Annotated in this window: 19 protein-coding genes; 11 read left to right on the plus strand and 8 right to left on the minus strand. The window is 58.3% G+C overall.

What is annotated here, in order from left to right; genetic code table 11:
* Positions 1 to 546: 546 nt before the first annotated feature.
* Both C475_RS23355 and C475_RS24980 read right to left on the minus strand, forming a co-directional pair.
* Positions 547 to 816 (minus strand): helix-hairpin-helix domain-containing protein, encoded by a 270-nt coding sequence (locus C475_RS23355; RefSeq protein WP_161625216.1) that lies wholly within the window; start codon positions 814 to 816, stop codon positions 547 to 549.
* A gap of 55 nt (positions 817 to 871) precedes the next feature.
* The gene (locus tag C475_RS24980; RefSeq protein WP_235728480.1) at positions 872 to 1,399 is read right to left on the minus strand and encodes a hypothetical protein; all 528 of its coding nucleotides are present in this window, start codon (positions 1,397 to 1,399) and stop codon (positions 872 to 874) included.
* Positions 1,400 to 1,917: 518 nt separating this feature from the next.
* Between C475_RS24980 and C475_RS18520 the strand changes: the two genes are divergently transcribed.
* The 3 genes from C475_RS18520 (at position 1,918) to C475_RS23365 (ending at position 3,785) form a co-directional block, all read left to right on the plus strand.
* Positions 1,918 to 2,325: a hypothetical protein gene (locus tag C475_RS18520; protein ID WP_006885410.1), complete on the plus strand. Its 408-nt coding sequence runs from the start codon at positions 1,918 to 1,920 to the stop codon at positions 2,323 to 2,325.
* Positions 2,326 to 2,445: 120 nt separating this feature from the next.
* Positions 2,446 to 3,117, plus strand: coding sequence for a zinc ribbon domain-containing protein (locus C475_RS18525; protein ID WP_006885412.1), 672 nt, complete (start codon positions 2,446 to 2,448; stop codon positions 3,115 to 3,117).
* 404 nt (positions 3,118 to 3,521) lie between these two features.
* Entirely contained in the window at positions 3,522 to 3,785 is a 264-nt protein-coding gene (locus C475_RS23365) for a hypothetical protein (protein WP_152436498.1), read from the plus strand.
* Positions 3,786 to 3,808: 23 nt separating this feature from the next.
* Here the strand turns inward: C475_RS23365 and C475_RS18535 are convergent, their stop codons facing one another.
* From C475_RS18535 to C475_RS23375, 4 genes are all read right to left on the minus strand, one after another.
* A complete protein-coding gene (locus C475_RS18535; protein ID WP_006885414.1) occupies positions 3,809 to 4,093 on the minus strand; it encodes a hypothetical protein in 285 nt (94 codons plus the stop codon).
* A complete protein-coding gene (locus C475_RS23370) occupies positions 4,090 to 6,480 on the minus strand; it encodes a hypothetical protein (protein ID WP_152436499.1) in 2,391 nt (796 codons plus the stop codon). The genes C475_RS18535 and C475_RS23370 overlap by 4 nt, the downstream gene beginning before the upstream one ends.
* A gap of 1,151 nt (positions 6,481 to 7,631) precedes the next feature.
* Positions 7,632 to 7,967: a hypothetical protein gene (locus C475_RS18550; protein WP_152436500.1), complete on the minus strand. Its 336-nt coding sequence runs from the start codon at positions 7,965 to 7,967 to the stop codon at positions 7,632 to 7,634.
* A 363-nt stretch (positions 7,968 to 8,330) separates the two neighbouring features.
* Positions 8,331 to 8,876 (minus strand): hypothetical protein, encoded by a 546-nt coding sequence (locus C475_RS23375; protein ID WP_152436501.1) that lies wholly within the window; start codon positions 8,874 to 8,876, stop codon positions 8,331 to 8,333.
* A gap of 710 nt (positions 8,877 to 9,586) precedes the next feature.
* Here C475_RS23375 and C475_RS23380 point away from each other — a divergent pair.
* From C475_RS23380 to C475_RS18580, 7 genes are all read left to right on the plus strand, one after another.
* The gene (locus C475_RS23380) at positions 9,587 to 9,907 is read left to right on the plus strand and encodes a hypothetical protein (protein ID WP_152436502.1); all 321 of its coding nucleotides are present in this window, start codon (positions 9,587 to 9,589) and stop codon (positions 9,905 to 9,907) included.
* A gap of 331 nt (positions 9,908 to 10,238) precedes the next feature.
* Complete coding sequence (locus C475_RS23385) at positions 10,239 to 10,748, plus strand: hypothetical protein (protein WP_152436503.1); 510 nt, start codon at positions 10,239 to 10,241, stop codon at positions 10,746 to 10,748.
* A complete protein-coding gene (locus tag C475_RS18560; RefSeq protein WP_152436504.1) occupies positions 10,745 to 13,897 on the plus strand; it encodes a plasmid replication protein RepH in 3,153 nt (1,050 codons plus the stop codon). The genes C475_RS23385 and C475_RS18560 overlap by 4 nt, the downstream gene beginning before the upstream one ends.
* Before the next feature lie 569 nt (positions 13,898 to 14,466).
* Positions 14,467 to 14,826, plus strand: a complete 360-nt coding sequence (locus tag C475_RS18565) for a DUF5805 domain-containing protein (protein WP_049930937.1) — start codon at positions 14,467 to 14,469, stop codon at positions 14,824 to 14,826.
* Positions 14,823 to 15,884 (plus strand): tyrosine-type recombinase/integrase, encoded by a 1,062-nt coding sequence (locus C475_RS18570; RefSeq protein WP_082223360.1) that lies wholly within the window; start codon positions 14,823 to 14,825, stop codon positions 15,882 to 15,884. Before C475_RS18565 ends, C475_RS18570 begins: the two co-directional genes overlap by 4 nt.
* A gap of 83 nt (positions 15,885 to 15,967) precedes the next feature.
* Complete coding sequence (locus C475_RS18575; protein ID WP_049930941.1) at positions 15,968 to 16,825, plus strand: ParA family protein; 858 nt, start codon at positions 15,968 to 15,970, stop codon at positions 16,823 to 16,825.
* Entirely contained in the window at positions 16,818 to 17,228 is a 411-nt protein-coding gene (locus C475_RS18580) for a hypothetical protein (RefSeq protein WP_006885423.1), read from the plus strand. Before C475_RS18575 ends, C475_RS18580 begins: the two co-directional genes overlap by 8 nt.
* Positions 17,229 to 17,350: 122 nt before the next feature.
* Here the strand turns inward: C475_RS18580 and C475_RS18585 are convergent, their stop codons facing one another.
* Entirely contained in the window at positions 17,351 to 17,572 is a 222-nt protein-coding gene (locus C475_RS18585) for a hypothetical protein (protein ID WP_049930943.1), read from the minus strand.
* A gap of 100 nt (positions 17,573 to 17,672) precedes the next feature.
* Positions 17,673 to 18,017 (minus strand): helix-turn-helix domain-containing protein, encoded by a 345-nt coding sequence (locus C475_RS18590; protein ID WP_006885424.1) that lies wholly within the window; start codon positions 18,015 to 18,017, stop codon positions 17,673 to 17,675.
* A 94-nt stretch (positions 18,018 to 18,111) separates the two neighbouring features.
* Here C475_RS18590 and C475_RS18595 point away from each other — a divergent pair, with 94 nt between their 5' ends.
* Complete coding sequence (locus C475_RS18595) at positions 18,112 to 18,429, plus strand: hypothetical protein (protein ID WP_006885425.1); 318 nt, start codon at positions 18,112 to 18,114, stop codon at positions 18,427 to 18,429.
* Positions 18,430 to 19,045 lie beyond the last annotated feature (616 nt).

Consider the following 19,045-nt stretch of genomic DNA (forward strand, 5'->3'; position numbering starts at 1 on the left):
GATCTCCGCCGGTGTAACTGAGCCCTGGTCTTCGGCGACCTGCATGAGTTCCTCGACGCTGCCGGTAGGTGCAGCTGCATTCCCACCCGCCATCTTTAGGTAGTACCGTACGGCAGCATCAATCGCTTTGGAGCGCGTTTTCTCGCCGGTCGCCTCTTGGAGCATCTCCCACTCGCGCTGCCGCTTATCCGTATCTCGAATCCTCATTTTTGCACACGCTCGTGTTTTCGGGTTGTGAGCGAGTTACTGAAACGGCTCTTGTTTATATACTCCCGTGTGGCCCCCGGCATGATCACGTCGATCCCCGTTCCGCTCGAACCTCGAAGTCCGACCGATTTGCACACGCCGGTTCGTGCCACGTGTGCAATTTCGGGGATCGGCTTTCGTCGACGCGTGACCCCGAGCGGTCGCCCCGAAACCCACCTTCCTCCGAGTTACTCCCTATCATCTTGGAGCTCCTCGATGTCCTGAACCAACTCCTCGTGGTCGGTCGGTGGTTCGACTGGATATTCCTCTTCTCGCATCTCATGGTCGTCGCGGGATTCATCAGCCACGAAAACCACGCTCCCGTCGCCCGCCGTAGATGTCGGTGGTGTGTAGCTCCGGATGCTTCCGCGCAGAGTCAGTTCGGCGATAGATCCTCCTGGCGATAGCCGGACCGATTCCGTCAACTCGTTGCAGTTCGTTTGGTGATGCTTCTGCGATCGCCATCGGGGTACTGAACTCTTCGTCGAGACCGTCGATAATACGGTCACTGACGCCATCGATGTTCGCCACCACACGTGCGATGGCACGTTCTTGCTCTCTCTCAGTCATTGCTTCTTGTATGGTGCGATTCGCCATATGCCAGCTCCATCTTGATCAGAGCCGCTCATCGTTCCCGCCAGTGGGGATCAAGCGCGTTGAGCGCGTCTCGAAGCATCTCTTCATCTGCGCCCATAGCGAGATCGACGAGCCGTTGCCGGAGTCTACCGGCCTCCTCCTGTTCGTCGAGAGTATCCGGCCAGGGTGTGTGTTGAACCTCGGTCCAGAGCTCGTACATTTCATCTTCGTCCAGGTGGAGTTCGACAGTGCCGTCCTCAGTACCCACGCGGAGGACGAAGGCAGCGTCAGCGCGCGAGCTTGGGCCGTAGCTAACGTTTTTGCTCCCGAGCGGGGTGAAGCTGAGGTCAGCCGGGCTATCGCCACAGACGACACCGCGGAGCTCGTCGAGGAGGTCGGGGTGGTGCTCTTCGAGAATTTGAACGTCAGTTTCTAACTCCTCGATCCGATTGCGGACTCGGGTAATCGCCTGATATCGCTTTGAGTCATCAACATCTGCTTCCCCGGCGATTCGCTCTCGATCCGTAGTTGTCATGACCGCACGATATTGACTCACGGTCAGCTGGTCGGATGGCATTCACTTGGACATTAGCTTTGACGGCTACATAATACTTAGCTATGGCAACAACGTTAGCAACAAAGCAAACCTATTAGTGGGTGGATGAATGAGTAGTCACTGAGCACGGGACGGTTCACCGTAGAGAGTGGCCGGGGCGTAGGAGCGCCCTCGACCGTGCTTCGCTACCAACGAAGCATGTGCGAATCCAACTCACGGGACCTTGAAGGTCCCGACAGCGATGATGCATCGCCACAGGGAGACAGAATCGACGTCGACGTAACCCCTCTTGGTGGGAGCCGAATGTCGATCGACTCCCGTGAACCGGTTTGGTCCGATGCCGCGATTAAATGCGAGGGCCAGGATGCGCAAATCGACATTACTGCGACCCACCACGATGGAGCTGATGAGTCAACTCTGGAGGTCTGCGCCTACAATGAGGCCGTGACTCTCTGGCTCGGTCTTTCACCGCAACGCGCCCGTCAGTTTGCAGAAGACCTCATATTAGCCGCTCACCACACTGAACGGGGTGATGCCTGATGCATCGACGGGATTTCCTGAGTTCGGTAGCCGCTCTCGCTGCGACCCGGTGGGAGCAGGAAGACTACGACATCGACAACGTCGAAGAGTGGGCTCCTCTCGAAGACGGCGGATACACCACTGGTGAGTTCACCCCGTCAACGCTCACTACGAGTTGGGGGAATGAGTTCAGTGGCGGAGCCTTCCCGGACGAGAAGTTCTCCGAACGGACCGTGACCGTTTTTTACGACACCACCGACGTCAACCTCTGCTTCGAAGGCAGAGACGGCGATCCCGGTGATGGCGGTCTTCGCGCTGGTGGTCTCATCCAACTCACTCCAGAACAAGCACGCGAGCTTGGTGCTTCGCTCTACCAAGCCGGTGAAGAACTCGAACGCCGCCTGGAGGTGGCCAATGCGGACGACTGAATCTCGCGTGACTGCGCGTATCGTCCGGACCGAGAACGGTGAGATGCATACCGAGTACGAGGTCGGCGGTGTCGGCTACAGCTCTCGTGAAGCAGTCGAGACGCTTCTGGAGGGACGGTGATGTCCGGAGCCGATCAGGCGGGTCAGGAGACGGCTGCCGCTCTTGATCCCGCTCACGAGTCGCCTACGCCCCCACGTCGGCACGGGACGGGCTACACTGCGGTCGGTGTCGATCTCGGCGAGTGGTACCTTGCCGTCGCTGCTCCAGCTGGCCGCGAGCCGGACGAAGCACTCGTCGTCTCCGGGGAGGAGGTTCGTGAACAATACGCCGCACTCGTCGGGGCCACGCACGCGCTGGAGGAGGCCACGTTCGACACCACGAGGGGGCAAAGCCAACTCGTCGCCGCGGTTTGGGAATCGATGCAGGCCGAGATCTCCGACGGCGTCGAACAGGTCGTGGAGTACGCTCGCCAGTTCCCGACGCCACTGCTCGTCCTGGAGGACCTCTATTACAGCGAGGTCGCACTATGGGAGCAGCGAACCTCTAGAGAACTCGGTGCGTGGCTGCTCCCGGCGTTCCGAGAGGCGCTCGTCGTCCGAGCCAACGAGGTGGGCCTCCCGGTCGCCAATGTAGACCCGAAAGGTTCGACCCAACAGTGCCATGTGTGTAGTGAGGCCGGCGAGGTCCGCGAGAAGACCCTCCTATGTACTACGCCCGACTGCCCGGTCGAAGAGGTCTGCCGGGACCGGTCGGCTGCACTGACCATCGCGCAACGCGCAATCGGCGAGTAATCCCTCGATAGCTTCTTTTTCGCCGCTGGAACCCGTCTTTCGGACTGCGAACCCCGGGGTTGACGCCGGGAGATACTACCTGCAGCATCGGTCCAACGGTGAGGGACCGCCTCGACCACGGTGAACTGCTAAGCTAACAGAGATCAAAACTGGCGTATACTTCTTCATCATCTGTAATCTCAAGTGTGCTGCAAATTTATGATAGGCCAGTGTAATGAGATCCTATGGGTTAATGCGCCAGGTGTGGTGCTACCGATGCAGATTACCCCTTCATAGCACCTAATCGAGAATATAAGTACTGCGAGGAGTGTCAAGCAGAGTTCCGTGAGGTGTACGAATCTGGCGTCATGGTGCGTAGTAGACACTCAAACCGGGAGTTTCGGAAATATCCATACGAGGTGGCTGTGAAAGTCGATAGTGAAACCCGCCGAGGCTGGAGAGACAATCGCAATCCACAGACCCAAGTAGAGGCTCTTGGTGAGGGGATGAAAGCGATGAATGCGTATGAAGTACCGGGGCTGTTTGTCTATCAGAAAACTGGCTCTGTGTGGCTTGTCGAGGAGTATCTGGATGCTCACCCGTCGATCCGTGAAGATGTATACGATTATATCGAGTCAAGTCAGACGAGTGAATCTGATGATGGAGGATTACTCTCACGGCTGCTCTGAAGACTTGAGCTGCCAGATGTCCTTTAGTTAAGATGGCTGCTACGAGCCCCTGCCTGCTCAATTGCTCGTCGTAGGTCTGAAGATCGGTCGTACACGAGCTCCTCGATCTCGTTGAGTTCGCTGGTCCCCACGTTTTGGCCTCGACGCCGATAGTAGAGGAACCCGGCACAGAAGCCGATAGCGAGATCTCGTATCCGGTGGTCAACTACTACGCGGTCGTCGTGTAGTTCCTCGTTCTCAGCGATCGTATGGATGAAAATGCTGAGGAGTGCATCGAGAGACTCCCGTTCGTCTTCGCTGAGGCTCATAACTCCCACTCCTCACCTAAGCCGCCGCTGCCGAATACGTCGCCGTCGCTGCCGAACACGTTGCCGTTGCCTCCACCGAACACATCGCCGTCGTTGCCGCTGAACGGCTCACCGTTACTCCTACCGAAGACATCACCACTCCCGCCAAACACGGTCTCGCTATCACTTTCTGCGCTGCCGAATACTGACCCCCCGAGCAACTCTTCCGGCGATGCGATCCCGGAGTCGATGAGCTCAGACTTCTCATCAACATCCCGCTGCCTGAAGACATCTGGTTGATCTGGTCCGTCACGCTCTGGACGGTATCGTGGTGGGCGTGTTGGTGGCTCCGTCGGTGGGTTCGGTGGCCCTGGCGGCGATGACGGTGGGTTCGGGGGTCCTGGTGGCGATGACGGTGGCCAATCCGATGGCTCGCTCGGGGGCGTGCTTGGCGGGCTCGTTGGTGGCGTCGGCTCTCCCGGCTCGCTCGGGGGCGTACTCGGCGGGCTCGTTGGTGGCGTCGGCTCTCCCGGATCGCTCGGTGTGCTACTACCGCCGGAACCTCCGAGCGGACCGCCCGACCCACCACTCGGGATAGAGCTCGGCTCGGTGGGTGAGCTTCCTGTTCCACCATCGGACAATCCACCAGATGGAGAAACACTCGACCCATCAAACGAGCTGGTGGGAGCGGTCGATGGATCGGGCACGGAACCACTACTATCGAAGGATTCAGATGACTCCGAGAGAGCGTTTGACAGTTCTGCTAAGTCTTCCGGAGACTCAGCTGGTTGCGTACTGGTTTGCTCGACAGGAACAACAGGGAACGGTCGATCCGTCCCGCGTCGATACGTTCCACTCAGCTCGTCGAGCGTTCCAGTGAAAGCTGGTCCGGGGCCACGTCTACCTGAAAGATCGGCCTGAGCACGATTGTCGAAACCGAACTGAGTGGGTGGCGTGTCGGTGTCGGCGTCTGCATCGGGAACTACACCACGTAGCGGGACTCGTCGGCCCTGAACCTCAGTGTACAGGTCTGACCCGATCCCAAGGCTTCGAAGCGTGTTTCGAATTGGGCCGCCCCCGACGTCGGCGAACTCCGCACCGGGCGGCACTACTGCCTCGATTTCGCCGGGGTTCACTTCATCTGAAGGCTTGGTGACGGCGGTAGTTTCTCCACCGCGGTCGATCATCTCTTGGTTGAACCCGTCGAGCGTATCAGCATCTGGATTCTCAACGTCCGTTCGGACGAGTAGGCCGGTCGGTTGGCTCCCGAGACCCGGCAGCCCGGGACGAAGGCTGAATCCGGCGCGCTGTTCAATGCCAAGGAAGTTCGGCGACACATCCGGTCCCACGAAACTGCCCGGCGTCTCATAGTCGAACTCTTCGAGGCTCTCGCCAGGCACGGACTGGAAGCCCTGGCCGGCGCGACCACGGCCGGGGCCTTCGGGTTCGACGCCGAGCGCCTTGGTCAAGATCGTGCCGTCGTCGTCGAAGAGGTCTTGCACGGCTTCGGGTTGTTCGGCCTGCTGGCGGACCGCCTCGGCAGGATCGGACTGGTACTGGTCCGGGTCTTCGGCACCGGGGAACCGCTCACCCTCGGCACCGCCAGTCCGCTGGTACCGAGCGACAGACTCCGGCGTCAGGTCTTCCAGGTCGAGCCGCTGGCCACCGAGCGTCCGAACGCGATCGCGGAACACCCGACTGCCACGGCCCAACGCGGCACCAGTCCCGGCGCTCACCGCCGCGCTCCCGACGAGCGTCGCGGTGCTTTCGACGGGGTTCTCACGGACCCCACGCACGGTTTCCTGGCCGGTGACGAGCCCGAGTCGGCCGACGGCTTGCGCCACGTCGACGGCACCCTCTTCGCGCACCTCGCCAGGTGCTTGCGTCGCCATTTCGACCGCGGTATCCGCGAATGCCGGTGCCTGTGTGATCCCTGCCGCCGCCTCGACGCCAGCGCCGGCCAGCCCCTGGAGGACGTTCTCGGGCAGCTCGCTGCCGGCGATAGTCACCGGCTCGTTTTCTTCGAAGGATTCGGTGTAGCTACTGACATTCTCGCTGGCGGTGCGAAAGCCCTGTTCGGAGAGGTTGATCGGGCCGACCGTGCCGGGCAGTAGCCCCTCGCTGGTGTCGGGCCGCTCCGAAAGAATGCCGCCGCGAGTGAGATCGTCGGTAATCTCTGTGTCAAACTCGATGTTCGACTCTCCACCGGGGGCGGTCGCCTCGACGATATCGTCACCGGACAGGCCCGGCTCCGGTGCCTGAGTGGATCGCGTGGTCGTCCTGATCCGGTCGGCATTGCCGAACAGCGAATTGCCGACACCGGCAAGGAATCCAGTGTTGTTCTGCTGCTGATTCAGCTCGCCCACACCCGGCTCAACCACCTCCACATCCGGCGCGCGGAGTTGCATTTTTGCGCGCTGTTGGGCGGTTCTGAAACCGCTCAACTCGTCAATCACGCGCTCATTATAGTCTGGAAGGAAATTCTCACGGGCATCGGCAAGAGCACGTTGTGTTTCCTGTTGCTGTGCTGTCCGCTGTCCTGAGAGGGCGTCAATTACCTCGCGGTTCTCCTCGAAGGCTTCGCCGGCACCTTCGGGTGCATCCGGTTCGTTTGGCTCTGTCTCGGTTTGGCCGGTATCTGTAGGCGGTGCGACCCCACCGCCCGCACTGCCCTGATCTGCTCGTGGTGTTTCCGAGTCGCCAGCTGATCCACTCGTATCATCGCCACTCCCGCTGTCTGTCCCTTCAGAACCGCTCTGCGACTCACCAGTATCCGGTGCGATGGGATCAACGTCCGGATCGGGAGCGAACCCGCCACCAGCACTACTATCGGTGTCGGGCGACTCTGGTTCGGGTTCCGGGTCGGGTTCTGGTTCGGCCTCGGGAGAGACAGGATCGACGTCCGGAGACGGAGTGAAGCCGCCACCCGTTCCGCCGTCGTCGGGCTGTGTCGGCTCCGGCTCAGGATCTGGATCGGGTTCCGGCGCGACGGGATCAACGTCAGGTGCGGGAGCGAACCCGCCACCAGCACTACCATCGGTATCGGGCGATTCTGGCTCAGGTTCGGGATCGGGTTCCGGGTCGGGTTCTGGTTCGGGCTCGGGAGAGACAGGATCGACGTCCGGAGACGGAGTGAAGCCGCCACCCGTTACGCCATCGTCGGGCTGTGTCGGCTCCGGTTCAGAATCAGGTTCGGGCTCCGGCGCGACGGGGTCAACGTCAGGTGCGGGAGCGAACCCTCCACCGGCTGACCCTGACCGTCCAGAGGAAGATGACGAACTCGAAGAATCGCCCGATCCACTGGAACCCGTCGTGCCCGACCCACCAGTCCGTCGGTCAATCTGTTCGCGCACACGATCGGGTGCCCTATCGGGGAGAGAACTCCCCGGGTCCGGAGATGGACTTGATGTCGAACTGGATGATGTCGAGTTCGACCCGCTGTTCTCATCACCTCCGGATGATTCCTCACTGTCGCTGCTGTTCGAGCTGTCGTCGGAACCGTTCCGAAGTCGATCGATCCGTCGTTGGATTGGGCCGGGTAGTCCGAATCTTGGCATTGTTAGGTCCACTCCCGATTGGCTGCAGTTTCGGCTATACCGATGACTACGACCGCCTCGCCGGCGATCCCGATCGGGTACGCGAACCACCACGGAAACAGCGGCAGTGCGGTCAGGGTCTCAGGTAGGATCAACACCATCTCGGCAAAGTTGATCAACTTCGTCAGCCCGCCCGTAACGAACTGGAAAAAGCCACCATTGCTGGAGGAATCTGGTGATCCAGTAGTATTCATAGAGGTGTTGTCAACACTCTCCGAGAGTTCGTCGTCAGCTCGAATCATCCCAACGCTGTCCCCGCCCATCAGAATAGAGGTGAGACCACTCATCTGGATGATCATGATAGCGACCGCTAACGAGATGATGAATGTAACCGGGTATAACGTCCTCACAACGACCCCTCCTGAGACAACTCATCCGCACACGCGATGGACTCGACGTTGAGCCCCACTCTCGGCGTTGACGATCTCGACGGCGTACTGACTCGGCGTGGTTTCGTTCTCTGGCTTCTCAGTTCGTCGACGTCGATCCTGATCGATCTTTGTTTTCGTTCATCTCCTCCCGGTCCCCACACCACGACCCGATTTCCCCCTCCCCATACGATATTCAAATTGAATTGATGGGCTTCCTGGTGGTGGGGGGCGGGGGTGTGTGGGGGGGTTATAGGATCACGTCGTTTGCTCTCTGATGGGAATGGAGAGCTATCAACCATTGAATCTCCCTGCAGAGTCCACAGGATTGGCTTCGGGACCGACTGCTATGCCTTTCTCAGGGAGTAGGCCAACGTCCGCCATCCATGAAACTCCCGCGTAGTAGGCTTCTACGTAGATACGAGTCGGAAGGTAGTACTTCTGAGAGACAGTTTCGGTTCCGCCACCATAACCAGGACTGCTTTGCTCAACTTCTATTTGGATTGGATGTTCGAGCGCTACAACATCATCGATACCGCTGAATGTGACTGCCCTCCCATCGGGGAGCTCACAGGTCCCAATTGGGAAACCGTCCCAATAATCCTCCTCCAACCCATCCTCATTGAAATTCTGCCTAATAGCACGTAGTTCCCGTAAGAAGGCTCGTATCTCCCCATTCACCCATGCCCGAAACATATCGTTCTCGTCCTGGCCGTGCTTCTCTTCACACTCCGCTTGGGCAGTCCTCACAGCGTTCCGTGCCTCCTCCTTGGCGTTGACGAGCTGGCGGAGCGTTTGCTGTTGGACTGAGTCAACCTCGTCGTCAGAACTATCCCACATCACTCACTCACCCTGCTGATCGTCGGAAGAACGTCTTCCACAGACACGAACCCACTCCAAGCACGGGTGCACCGAGCGATTAGACCGACGATCGCCACAGAAGTACCTAGGAAGCCCATCGCCCATCCGAATGAACTGAGTACTAGTCCAGGGGAAATGAATGCCAGTATGACCCCTACTGCGCCAAGCAGGGCATAGTTGATGAATTCATCAGCAAGAGTTGAAGCAACTCCTCGACCCTCTTCAGAAGTGGCCGGACTGTTACTTGCTGGTAGGGCACTTGGAGCGCACCCATGTTCGCTCATTCCCACCCTGATGAACCGCCGTGCTGCTTCTGCCTTCGACAGGTCGTGTTCATCGGCGAAATCTTCGAGAGTGTCGGCAAGCTCCTCTGGCAGCCGAGTGTTGACTTGTGGCCGGGGAGACATCGCTACACCGTATCAGAACGTATCGGGCGGCAAAAATCCCGGAGCTTAGGTTATAAGCTGTTGTTACGCTACTGTTACGCAGTGTGGATGCTGGTGATATCTTGCTGTACAGGTCAACCCGGGGTTTCTAGACAGCGAGGCCTGATATCATAAGAAGAAAGAAGCAAACCACACGCACCGCTACGAGGTGTGAAAACCGGGAGTCACTCACCCTACTGGTTTTCACGCCGCTAACATAAGCGTTCCGCCACGGTTAGCCCTGGCTCTGTGAGCGGTGTCTCTGTGGAATACGAGACATCCATGATCAAGCGCGAATCCAATTCCGACGACGATACGAACGGGCAAGAGTCCGGACAGGTCCCCCCGAGACACGGCTTACCGAAACTCCTCAATGAAGATATCGACGCCCGCAACGGCCATTTCTTGAAAGAACAGCAAGTCCACGGGCTGACCGAGTTCGTTTGCGTGAGGTGCGGGGCCGTGCGCCCGTCGCAGGGAGCGTTTCGAGATCTCGGCTGCTCGAAACAGCGAAACCAGGGGAGGGCAATCCAGCCCGCTGAAACCGACAGCGAAGATCGGGACTACGGGAGGGAAGTGCAGTGATTTGCGGATTGAGTCCCTCTTCTGCAGGAAGCCGATCATCTAGTATATCTGAGGGATGTATGACGCCTAACCTTAGCCTTTTACATAACCCGCATCTATTGATACACAAAGAAACGAAGGACGAACCCACCGCTGCTCGGCCTGAGAGAGGGAGAAGCCTGAACACCTCTTCCTTCTCGTTGCCGGGTGAAAAATGTTCGCCTCGCCGGCGAGCCACAGCTACGTCGCTCGTTACGAGGGGTGAGCATTGCCACGGACGCGCGATCTCCACCATGTTTAGAGAGTCATATCTGCAGGACCCAACGGCGGTTTGCACGCGAGGTGTCGGTAGATGAGCGTGCAGCATTCCTCGCAGGTCGAGTTGCAGCTCATCCCTGAACTCGTGGAGTTAGCAGACCCGGAAGAAGCAACTCCTCAACAGGTAGTCCAACTCGTTGATTGGGCCGAGACCTGCCCACTATGTTCGGATGTGTTAGGAGAGGACCGATATTGGTTCTCTGTTTATCCTGAGCCCTCTCTGGAATTTACTATCCCGGGCACGCCAGCCACTCATGTACGACTTTGCGAGGAGTGTGGCGATAGGGTCTTTGACCTCACGCATTCTTGGGAACGGACTCCTACGGAGGAATACGGACTCAGGGTCCCGGTCTACGAGACCTACATTAATTCTGTAGATGAATGCTGTTCCTGTGAGGAGGAACTGGAGCGTCCTGCCCTTGGCATCGAGATCTCGCTCAACGTTCAGAAGTCAGAATTCGATTTGAACGCGAGTTATACGGTCTGCAGCAGTTGTAGTGAAATCTTTGAGCGGTTCCTTCAGGGGGTGGACAAGGACCGATGAGCGGTACAAGTCCCCCACAGAATTCGGCAGAAAGCACGCTGTCATCGGTCCCGAATCGTGGTGTTCGACGAATCGGGGCCGGTGACCCCGCTCCAGATGAAGCGCTGCGCATCACTAACGTGGGGCCGCAGCTTACCGAGTGGCTGCCGGGTCTCCTCCAGGAGATCCTGCCATCGAGCGTCCGGGCGGTCCGTGAGCTCGTCGCGGAGCATACTGGCGGCGAGGATGCGGATACACGTCTCGGGACGTTCGGTCGAGAAGTGCTCCAGGAGGAGATCCTTGACCTGCCAATGGGCGGACGTTGGGAGGAGACGGGCGGGTGGAGCGACGGAGAGGCCGAGGCCGCGCAGTACGCTCTCGACCTGTTCCAACTGGCGCTCGTAGGCGACAAAGTGGAGCCCGGTGACGACGTGCTGCTCCAGTACCGCGCGGCAGCGCTGGCGGACACGCTCCCGGAGAGCACACTGAGAAAAGAGCTGACCGACCAGCAGCACGACCGTTTCGAGGGTGGGGCTCGGCTGGTGGACGTCCTCAACGAGGACGAGATCGTGGCGATGGCTGACCGGCTCGGCAACGACCCGGTGCGGAACGCCACGCAGATCGGCACGGGTCGCGGGGCGACCAACGCCGGCGTCGAAGCTCTCGCAAAGGGACCTGTCCGCCTCCACGAGCACGTTGACGACCGACCGACGCCCATCGTTCTCTTCCTCGACGGGGCCGCTTGGCAGGACCTTCAGGACCGCGAGACGGGCGCTCGTGCGCTCGCCACCATCTCGGCTCTCGGTGCGGGCTTCGACGTGCGTGTGGCACTCTCATCACGCTGCGAGAACATCCTGCAGCGACGGTTCGGCAACTGGCATGAGGCGAATATCTGTCTTACTGAGGCTGAGGAGAGGTCCTCCCACGTGTCCTCCCCCGCGGCAGCGAGCGAGAAAGAGCAAGCGGTCATCGAGGCGTGGAACGCCATCGAGGACCTACCCCCGCGCAAGGGGAAGATTCGCCTGCTTGCCAACCTACGCCCTGGAGAAAGCCGTGAGGTACGTGACCTCCGCCGTGACGATGAGATCGGGCTGTCGGCCAGCTCCATCGACCCGTACGTCCAGGACCTCGCAGAGCGCGGTCTCGTTGCCATCACGGATGGCGAGTACAACCAGGTGGAACTCACTGAGATTGGTGAAGTGGCTGTAGAGCGGCTCATAACGTCTGACTACGGGCTTCGGCACCCTCTCCACTCCCGATTGCGGACCGGCCTTACTGGAACCCCTCAGCTGCGCACAAGTACAGTGTGTCGCGCCAACAGCGACATGACCCCCCCCGCCACCCCAACCCCGGCGGCAGAAGGTCACCTGGCCGACACAGGCGATCCCAAAGGGGATGCAGAGTACGTCCAGTGGCTGGACGGCCCGTCAGATCGGCTCGACGCTTGGGCAATGCACCATCGCCTTCTCGCAGGTCGTCGCGTTGAGGGCGTCACCTGCGTGGATCACGAACTCGATCCCTTCGATGACGGCCGCGTGGCGTACCTCTCGTGTTTTGACGACACGATGCTCGTCGCCACGCAGTGGGGGAAGTCGCTGCCGACACTCGCTCGTATCGCCGGCGCGCTCCTTTCTGACAAGGCGATGGGGAAGGTCCTCACCGAGGGAGCGTTCGGGAAGGAGTTCCAGGAGGTGTACGAGGGAGCCTTCGAGGAGGCCGTGGAGAGTGTCATCCAGCGGGGTGCCCAAATCGGCTGGTTCTCGGAGGACGAGTTGGACTATGACAATTTCCGCGAACGGTATGGGAAGGTCAAATCGCTGTGCTTAGAACGTCTCGGAGACCTTGCCGGGACGAAGAAGTACGAGGAGCGGCAGGACCTCTACCGAGATCTCCACGGACTGCTTGCCTCGGCTACGCACCTCTACAACGCGGCCGGCATCGACGTGACGATCAACATCCGGATGCCGGACACCTACCAGCTGCTCGCAGACGAGAAGCGGTACGGGGACTTCCTCGACTTCTTCCAGTATACAGCACCGAAAAACGCCGTGTACGGCTGTCATTCGTTGTATCGTCTTCTCCTAGAGGATGACCCTGAGAAGCTACGGGCCCGCCTCCCGTGTGAGGTCTCACCCGAAGATCCGATGGCGGACCTGACTGCGAGTTGGGTGGTCTCGGGACCTGACGCGACGCTTCTAACGGAGGACATTCAGGAAGCAATTGAGCGAGAGGCGGACAATGTCCGGGAACAGATCCTCAACGGAAACGAGGAAGCTCCCGTCCTGGAGGTACCGGTCGTCGAGGGGAACTCCTACGCCGCCATCAAGAACGTGATCGAGGAGTACGCCGAAAAGAAGGACTTCAGAAGCGAGGCTATCCGCGACGTTCGGCGTCTCGTCCGGGTGTGCATCGCCACCCTCGGCTCCGAAGACCGGGGTGCATCACCGTACGACGTGGCGGAAATGATGCTGAGCATCGGTCGCCAGCGGGGTGGCGACGTGCTGACCGTAGACGACATCGCGTATGGACTGAGTCAACTGCCCGCCGAGCGGCTGCTCCCCGATCTCCCGAAGACCGCCCGGGAGATGGTGTCGGTACTGCTCGGTGCTGAAAACCCGCTCGGGCGGTCGGAGATCATCGATCGAGCGGGCATCTCCGGCTCCTCGTACGGCCGGCACATCGGGAAACTGGCCGCCTACGCCGTGGTCGAGCCGACCTCTGACCGGAAGTGGGAGGCGCACATCGAGCCCTGGTGGGCGGCCGGGAGCGACCTCGACGAGCCGCGCACCGACGAAGACTCGTACGTGAATGGGGACGCACCCCCTCGTACGCCGGTCAGAGGGGTGGACCTCTTCTTCTGGACAGCTATCCAGGAGGAGAGGGAGCTCCTAGGGAGAGACGGGAGTTGGGAGCTATTTGACTGGCCACCGGACTACGAGCACCTGCTGTCTGAGTCAGAGCTGTTCCGGCAGTGGGCGACGTTCGTCTTCGCGCATCAAGCACCTGTAGATTCTCCGGCGGCAGCGTACCTCGACGACTCTCCGGGGTCAGAGTGGCTCGTCGATGCCCCGGTGTCAGGCAAGGCCGACTCCGTCGACGCCAGGTCAGTACGCATCGGGCGACTCCCGGCGGCGGCCGAAGAGGCTCAAACCCGGCTATCCGGAACATAGAATGTGGTTTGCAGCTGTTTCTCTGGATGTAGGGGGTAGGGTTAACGTGTCGGAGATGGGTCTTCTAAGGTTTCTCACGCGAACCAGCAGCTCAGAACCCGAGCCGATTCTGATCCAGTCCGGCAAACACTTCGACAGACAGCTCTGCCGATCGGAGATCTCGTAGTTGATGATACGGTGGTAGTGAATTGGTCTCGATTTTTCGTTCCGGTAACTTTGTGTACAGCATGCTGTGAGCGCCGCCCCTTCAAAACAACAGTATTCTGTTAGTTCCTACTGATAGCATAGTCCTCCGACTAATAGCACGACGATTCTATCATATTCCTACTGATAGTATGGTCCTCCGACTGACAGCACGACCGATTCTATAGTGCACGAAATATTCTGGTCTATATGCTATGATCAACACATCGTATACCGTTGCAGTCTTGCGGTTAGGGTTTCGACTAAAGCAGGAACTCTCGGGTAATGAGCATATATTTCTCTGAGGTCAAAATCCCCCGAGAGTTCTTAGCAACTTTCTGGATCGTTTTACTGAGTTTTATAAAGAAACACCTCAAAACAACCGTATGTCCGAACGATCAGTAAAGTCGGTCAATCTGGCGGTTGCAATGTCGCCAGAGATGAAGGTGACCGTGAGAGAGGAAGCCGAGGAGCGCTCGATGACGATGAGCGAGTACGGTCGGATCACACTCATCGCCGGCCGGAAGCAGATTGTCGCACTTGAAGAGGAGATGGAGGGGAAGGGCGGCCTCGCTCTCGAACAGGAAGTACTCGATGCAGTTCCCACGGACGCCGACGGGGCCCTCTCTCACGAGGAGATCTCCGAGCAGGTCCTGGCGAAGGTTGAACAACAAATTTTCGAGCTGCTGGATAGTGACGACCGTATCAAACACTCGGCCGCACACGGGGGGTACTATCTGGAATGAGCGCCGCTGATCCACCAGCACCGGATGACCCCATCGACGCGTACGTGGAGAACCTCCGGAGCAGTGGCCTTGGGAAGAACAGCGTCGATGGATACGAACAAGTGCTGAACAATCACCTTCGTCCGTTCTTAGAGCAAAGGGGCTTAGAGGCCGGTGATGCGACGCGACACGAGTGTCGAGAACTCATCGAGGAGATGGTGAACGATCCCGACCTGGACGTTGATACTGCTGAGAAGTACGCTGGCGTGATGAGTAGATTCTACGGCCACTTCAACGAGCGGGGGACGTTTGAGGTCAACCCGATGAAACTCGCTATGGACAACTATGACTTCGGCGACTCCTCGAAGGACTACAAGCGGGAAATCACCATCCCGCAGATGCGTGAGTTCATCCAGCAGATCGACAACCCGATCACTCTGGTTGTAATCATGCTTCTGATTAAAACTGGCATCAGAGTTGGCGAACTCTGTAATATCGATATGCGCGATGTCCATATCGATGACCCACGTGTGAAGGACCTCTTCCCACCGCTCCGGCCGGAGATCGCGGACCAACCGGACTCGATTTACATCGAAGCCCACACCAACATGCAGGCTGGCCAGGTCACGAACGGAGAGCGCCGCGTGGCGAGCAACAAACGAAAGCGAGCAACGATTATTCCCATCGACGACGAGCTGAAGAAGGTCCTGGTCTTCTGGCTGGCCATCCGACCAGAACCGCAAAACCATCCTGGCAATCCATTCGTGACCCGACTCATTGGGCACGTTCGCACTCAGGTTGGTGACCGGATGAGTAACGGTCGAGTTCACACGATAGTGACGAATGCAACCGAAGAGCGGGGTTGGTGGGACTCAGACAACAGTAAGGCCATGAACGTTAGTCCACACTACTTCCGGCACTTCTTCACGACCTACATGCGAGACCGGACAAATGACGACGTCTTCGTTCAGTTCATCCGTGGCGATAAGGGGGAGGAGGCAATGGACGACTATACCCACAATTGGGGCGACAAGGTTCGAACCACCTACAATAAGCACATCTACAAGCTGCTACGCTGACCCACGCAACGCTCCCCTTTTGGATAATCTCCTGATTGTCTGACGTAGTTTTATGTGATCAGTAATCAATTACTGTAACCGTAATGCGTAACACAAAGACGGCGGCGTTCTACGTCGGGAAAGGCGGTGTTGGCAAGACGACATCGGCCGCTCACATGGGTGTCGCGGCCGCCCGTGAGCACGGCCTCGATGTTGTGTTAATCGACCTTTCCGGGACGCAGAACGATTTAGCGACGCAATTCGGTTTGGGTGATTCGATTGAGGATCCGGATGCACCAATCTCAGCGGTCTTCGGTGATGATTGGGATTTCATCGCCGAGAACATCCCTGATATCGTTGACCGCATGGTCTACGAGACCGCTGAAGGGCCAGACCTGATCCCGTCAGACTCCGGGCTATCGGGTGCAGATAACAACCTGGCTTCCGCCCCTGTCGAAGAACGGTATCTCAAACTCGCTGAATTTGTCGAGACTCACCTCACAGACCGGTACGATCTCGTCATCTTCGATTTGCCCGGGAAAGAGGACAACGTCTCGCTCAACGGTATATTCGCAGCGGAACACATCGTCACGCCTCTCTGCCCGGGGAAGTTCGAACGTCGGCAGCTCGAAAACCTTCGTGAGGACCTGGAGAGCATCCGGGATGAACTTGCTGACGTTCTTGACACACGCGATGTCCACCCCCACCTCGCCATGGTGATCCCGACGATGATCACCGCTCGGACGAAGCAATCGGCAGACTTCGTCGAGGAGATCGAGGCCGCCTATCCTGAAGCGGCTGCCGAACCAGTCGCCAAATCTCAGAATATCAGTAATCTCCAAGGTCAGGGGAAGACACTCTTCGCAGCCACCGATGATGAGCTATACGCGACAGGTAAACGGGCGCGGGATGCCTACCGGACGAATACAGCGACCCTCCTCGAAGCAATCAGCCATGACTAACGACGAAGAAGCAGCAGAAGAACTTCTGCAAGAATCGAAACAGAAGCACCGCACCAACACTGAGGCAGCTCCTTCTCAAGATAATGAAGGACAGAACCGGACTGAAGCAATCAAGAGTGCGCTACTGGCCATCGAAGCTGGAGACTCTCCTGAGAACATCAACGTCCGGGATGCACGACTCAAAGCGCTGCTGGTCGGGCTGGAAGAAGCTGGCGAGCTTCCGGAGATCGCCGGCACCCTCGGTGAGGTACTCGACACCGATACCGACACGAGCGATGTCACACAGAGCGATGTTGCCCGCCTCCTGATGCGCGTCGGTCTCCAGGAGACGCTTCCTGAGGTCTACGAAGATGCTACCAAAGCGCGACGACAGGCCGTGCTCGAACAGACAGACGATTTCTGAAATCGCTTACCGTCTCTGTATCCAGTAATTGATTACTGGTTACGTAACCAAGAATCTCCTCGTTGCTGAATAATTCCTATATCGATATACGGTTTAGTGTCTACAGATGGCTGCTGGTGTATTCAGGAGTGGTACCATTTGATGACATTAACCAGAATGACGTAGATGACTGCCGCCACGAAGAGCGTCCCTGCGAGCGCGCCCATCTGTTCGCTAATTCCTGCAGTACCGCTGGTTGAACTGACTGATCCAAGCGTTCCCATTACCACCCAAGCGACCGCGATCACACCAGCAAGTATCCGGTCTTGTTTCGTCGGATGCTCGTTCTCCGTAGCCTCGGACATGGAACTGTCTATCTGGTACCTATCTGAAAAGTGTTCGCCAGAGTAGGTGGGTTTCTAAACCTCCTTCATCGCTTCGACGATTAAATGGGCGGCAGTACGGCTACTCCCCGGCGACGTTCAGCGCGCTGTTGAGTTCGAAGAGTTCCTGGACGACCTCGCTATTGGCGAGCTGGTAGCGGCGGGGTGACGTGTTCGGGACCTCCTCAATGACCTCGGTTTCCAGCAGGAGGTCAATGTAGTTGCTCACCGTCTGCCGGGTGACGCCGGCGTGCTCAGCGAACTCCGTCTTGGTGAACTCTCGACCCGGAGGAAGGGTGAGGATAGCATCGAGGAGGATGGGGACACTCTCGTGCTGAAAGAGGTGAAGGACGCCGCTCGGGTTCTCAAGGCGCGCTTCCTTAGTGTCCTTTTCCTCCGCAGGGTGTTTGCGTGTTGACTCGCTCATACATACTGTGTGCCATTCGGCACACATAGATGTTTCCCTGAGCGTAAACGCTCGTTAACGTACTTTTATCAAACCGGGGGTAAGAGAAGGGAATATGCTCAAGCCGTCGGTCAAATGTGCCCTCCTCGCCGCAATGATAGCTGAGCATCGGTGGGGCTCGCCTATCGTCGAGGAGAATCTTCTTTCGATTTCTGCTATCGACCCGAACAACTACCCGCTGGCCAGCGAGGTCTACAACGAGCTGCGCAGCGAGGACTATATCACGTCAAAGGGAAACCGAGGAATCGAGTTGAACAACAGCGAGTTCGGGGCGCTCGCTGATGTGCTCTACCACGAATGCGAGTGGGAGCCGTTCGAGATCAAGAGCCGATTGAAACACTATGAGGGTTGGGAAGATCACGATTGGGCCTGAGACCTCTTTTTATTCTTTTCAACTGACCGAAGCGCTGCTGCTGACGAAGGAGGAAACAGCAGGACTGGTCATCCACTCTCTTCATTGGAAGGCGTTTTCATAAAACTACCTCTCAGAAACAGCCGTAGCGCTGGTACCGCTTGTCGAAAGACTACTGATAACTCTGAGCAACTGGAAGCTTCTCAGTGTCGAGAACCTATACACCCGCTGCTGACGACCGAGGAAACAGCAGGTGAGTTGGACACTTCTTGCTATCCCGCGGTTTCATATAAGTATTTGCCACAGTATCGCTATGACTCTTTGCCGGGAGACTACTGTTGAGTGTGGTTCGCGGTGCCTGACGAAGTTGAGTGAGCTACCTGCTTCTGATGAAGAAGGAAACAGCAGGATTGGACATCCGTTCCGACCATCTGAACCCTCTATGATAAAACCTCGGCTCAGAGGCAGCCGCAGCGCTGTTACTCGTCACCGACAGACCACTCTTGCGTATGGGTCACCGGGAGTTCGTCGACGTCCAGGATGTCGGCGATCTCCGCCGGTGTAACTGAGCCCTGGTCTTCGGCGACCTGCATGAGTTCCTCGACGCTGCCGGTAGGTGCAGCTGCATTCCCACCCG

Origin of the sequence: Halosimplex carlsbadense 2-9-1, from assembly GCF_000337455.1 — an archaeon.
Lineage (GTDB): Archaea > Halobacteriota > Halobacteria > Halobacteriales > Haloarculaceae > Halosimplex > Halosimplex carlsbadense.

What these genes read in the sequence shown, in the direction of transcription:
- C475_RS23355 (WP_161625216.1), bottom strand. Translation starts at nt 816, where the DNA reads ATGACTGAGAGAGAGCAAGAACGTGCCATCGCACGTGTGGTGGCGAAC.
- C475_RS24980 (WP_235728480.1), bottom strand. Translation starts at nt 1,399, where the DNA reads ATGCCATCCGACCAGCTGACCGTGAGTCAATATCGTGCGGTCATGACA.
- C475_RS18520 (WP_006885410.1), top strand. Translation starts at nt 1,918, where the DNA reads ATGCATCGACGGGATTTCCTGAGTTCGGTAGCCGCTCTCGCTGCGACC.
- C475_RS18525 (WP_006885412.1), top strand. Translation starts at nt 2,446, where the DNA reads ATGTCCGGAGCCGATCAGGCGGGTCAGGAGACGGCTGCCGCTCTTGAT.
- C475_RS18535 (WP_006885414.1), bottom strand. Translation starts at nt 4,093, where the DNA reads ATGAGCCTCAGCGAAGACGAACGGGAGTCTCTCGATGCACTCCTCAGC.
- C475_RS23370 (WP_152436499.1), bottom strand. Translation starts at nt 6,480, where the DNA reads ATGCAACTCCGCGCGCCGGATGTGGAGGTGGTTGAGCCGGGTGTGGGC.
- C475_RS18550 (WP_152436500.1), bottom strand. Translation starts at nt 7,967, where the DNA reads ATGATCATCCAGATGAGTGGTCTCACCTCTATTCTGATGGGCGGGGAC.
- C475_RS23375 (WP_152436501.1), bottom strand. Translation starts at nt 8,876, where the DNA reads ATGTGGGATAGTTCTGACGACGAGGTTGACTCAGTCCAACAGCAAACG.
- C475_RS23385 (WP_152436503.1), top strand. Translation starts at nt 10,239, where the DNA reads ATGAGCGTGCAGCATTCCTCGCAGGTCGAGTTGCAGCTCATCCCTGAA.
- C475_RS18560 (WP_152436504.1), top strand. Translation starts at nt 10,745, where the DNA reads ATGAGCGGTACAAGTCCCCCACAGAATTCGGCAGAAAGCACGCTGTCA.
- C475_RS18565 (WP_049930937.1), top strand. Translation starts at nt 14,467, where the DNA reads ATGTCCGAACGATCAGTAAAGTCGGTCAATCTGGCGGTTGCAATGTCG.
- C475_RS18570 (WP_082223360.1), top strand. Translation starts at nt 14,823, where the DNA reads ATGAGCGCCGCTGATCCACCAGCACCGGATGACCCCATCGACGCGTAC.
- C475_RS18575 (WP_049930941.1), top strand. Translation starts at nt 15,968, where the DNA reads ATGCGTAACACAAAGACGGCGGCGTTCTACGTCGGGAAAGGCGGTGTT.
- C475_RS18580 (WP_006885423.1), top strand. Translation starts at nt 16,818, where the DNA reads ATGACTAACGACGAAGAAGCAGCAGAAGAACTTCTGCAAGAATCGAAA.
- C475_RS18585 (WP_049930943.1), bottom strand. Translation starts at nt 17,572, where the DNA reads ATGTCCGAGGCTACGGAGAACGAGCATCCGACGAAACAAGACCGGATA.
- C475_RS18590 (WP_006885424.1), bottom strand. Translation starts at nt 18,017, where the DNA reads ATGAGCGAGTCAACACGCAAACACCCTGCGGAGGAAAAGGACACTAAG.
- C475_RS18595 (WP_006885425.1), top strand. Translation starts at nt 18,112, where the DNA reads ATGCTCAAGCCGTCGGTCAAATGTGCCCTCCTCGCCGCAATGATAGCT.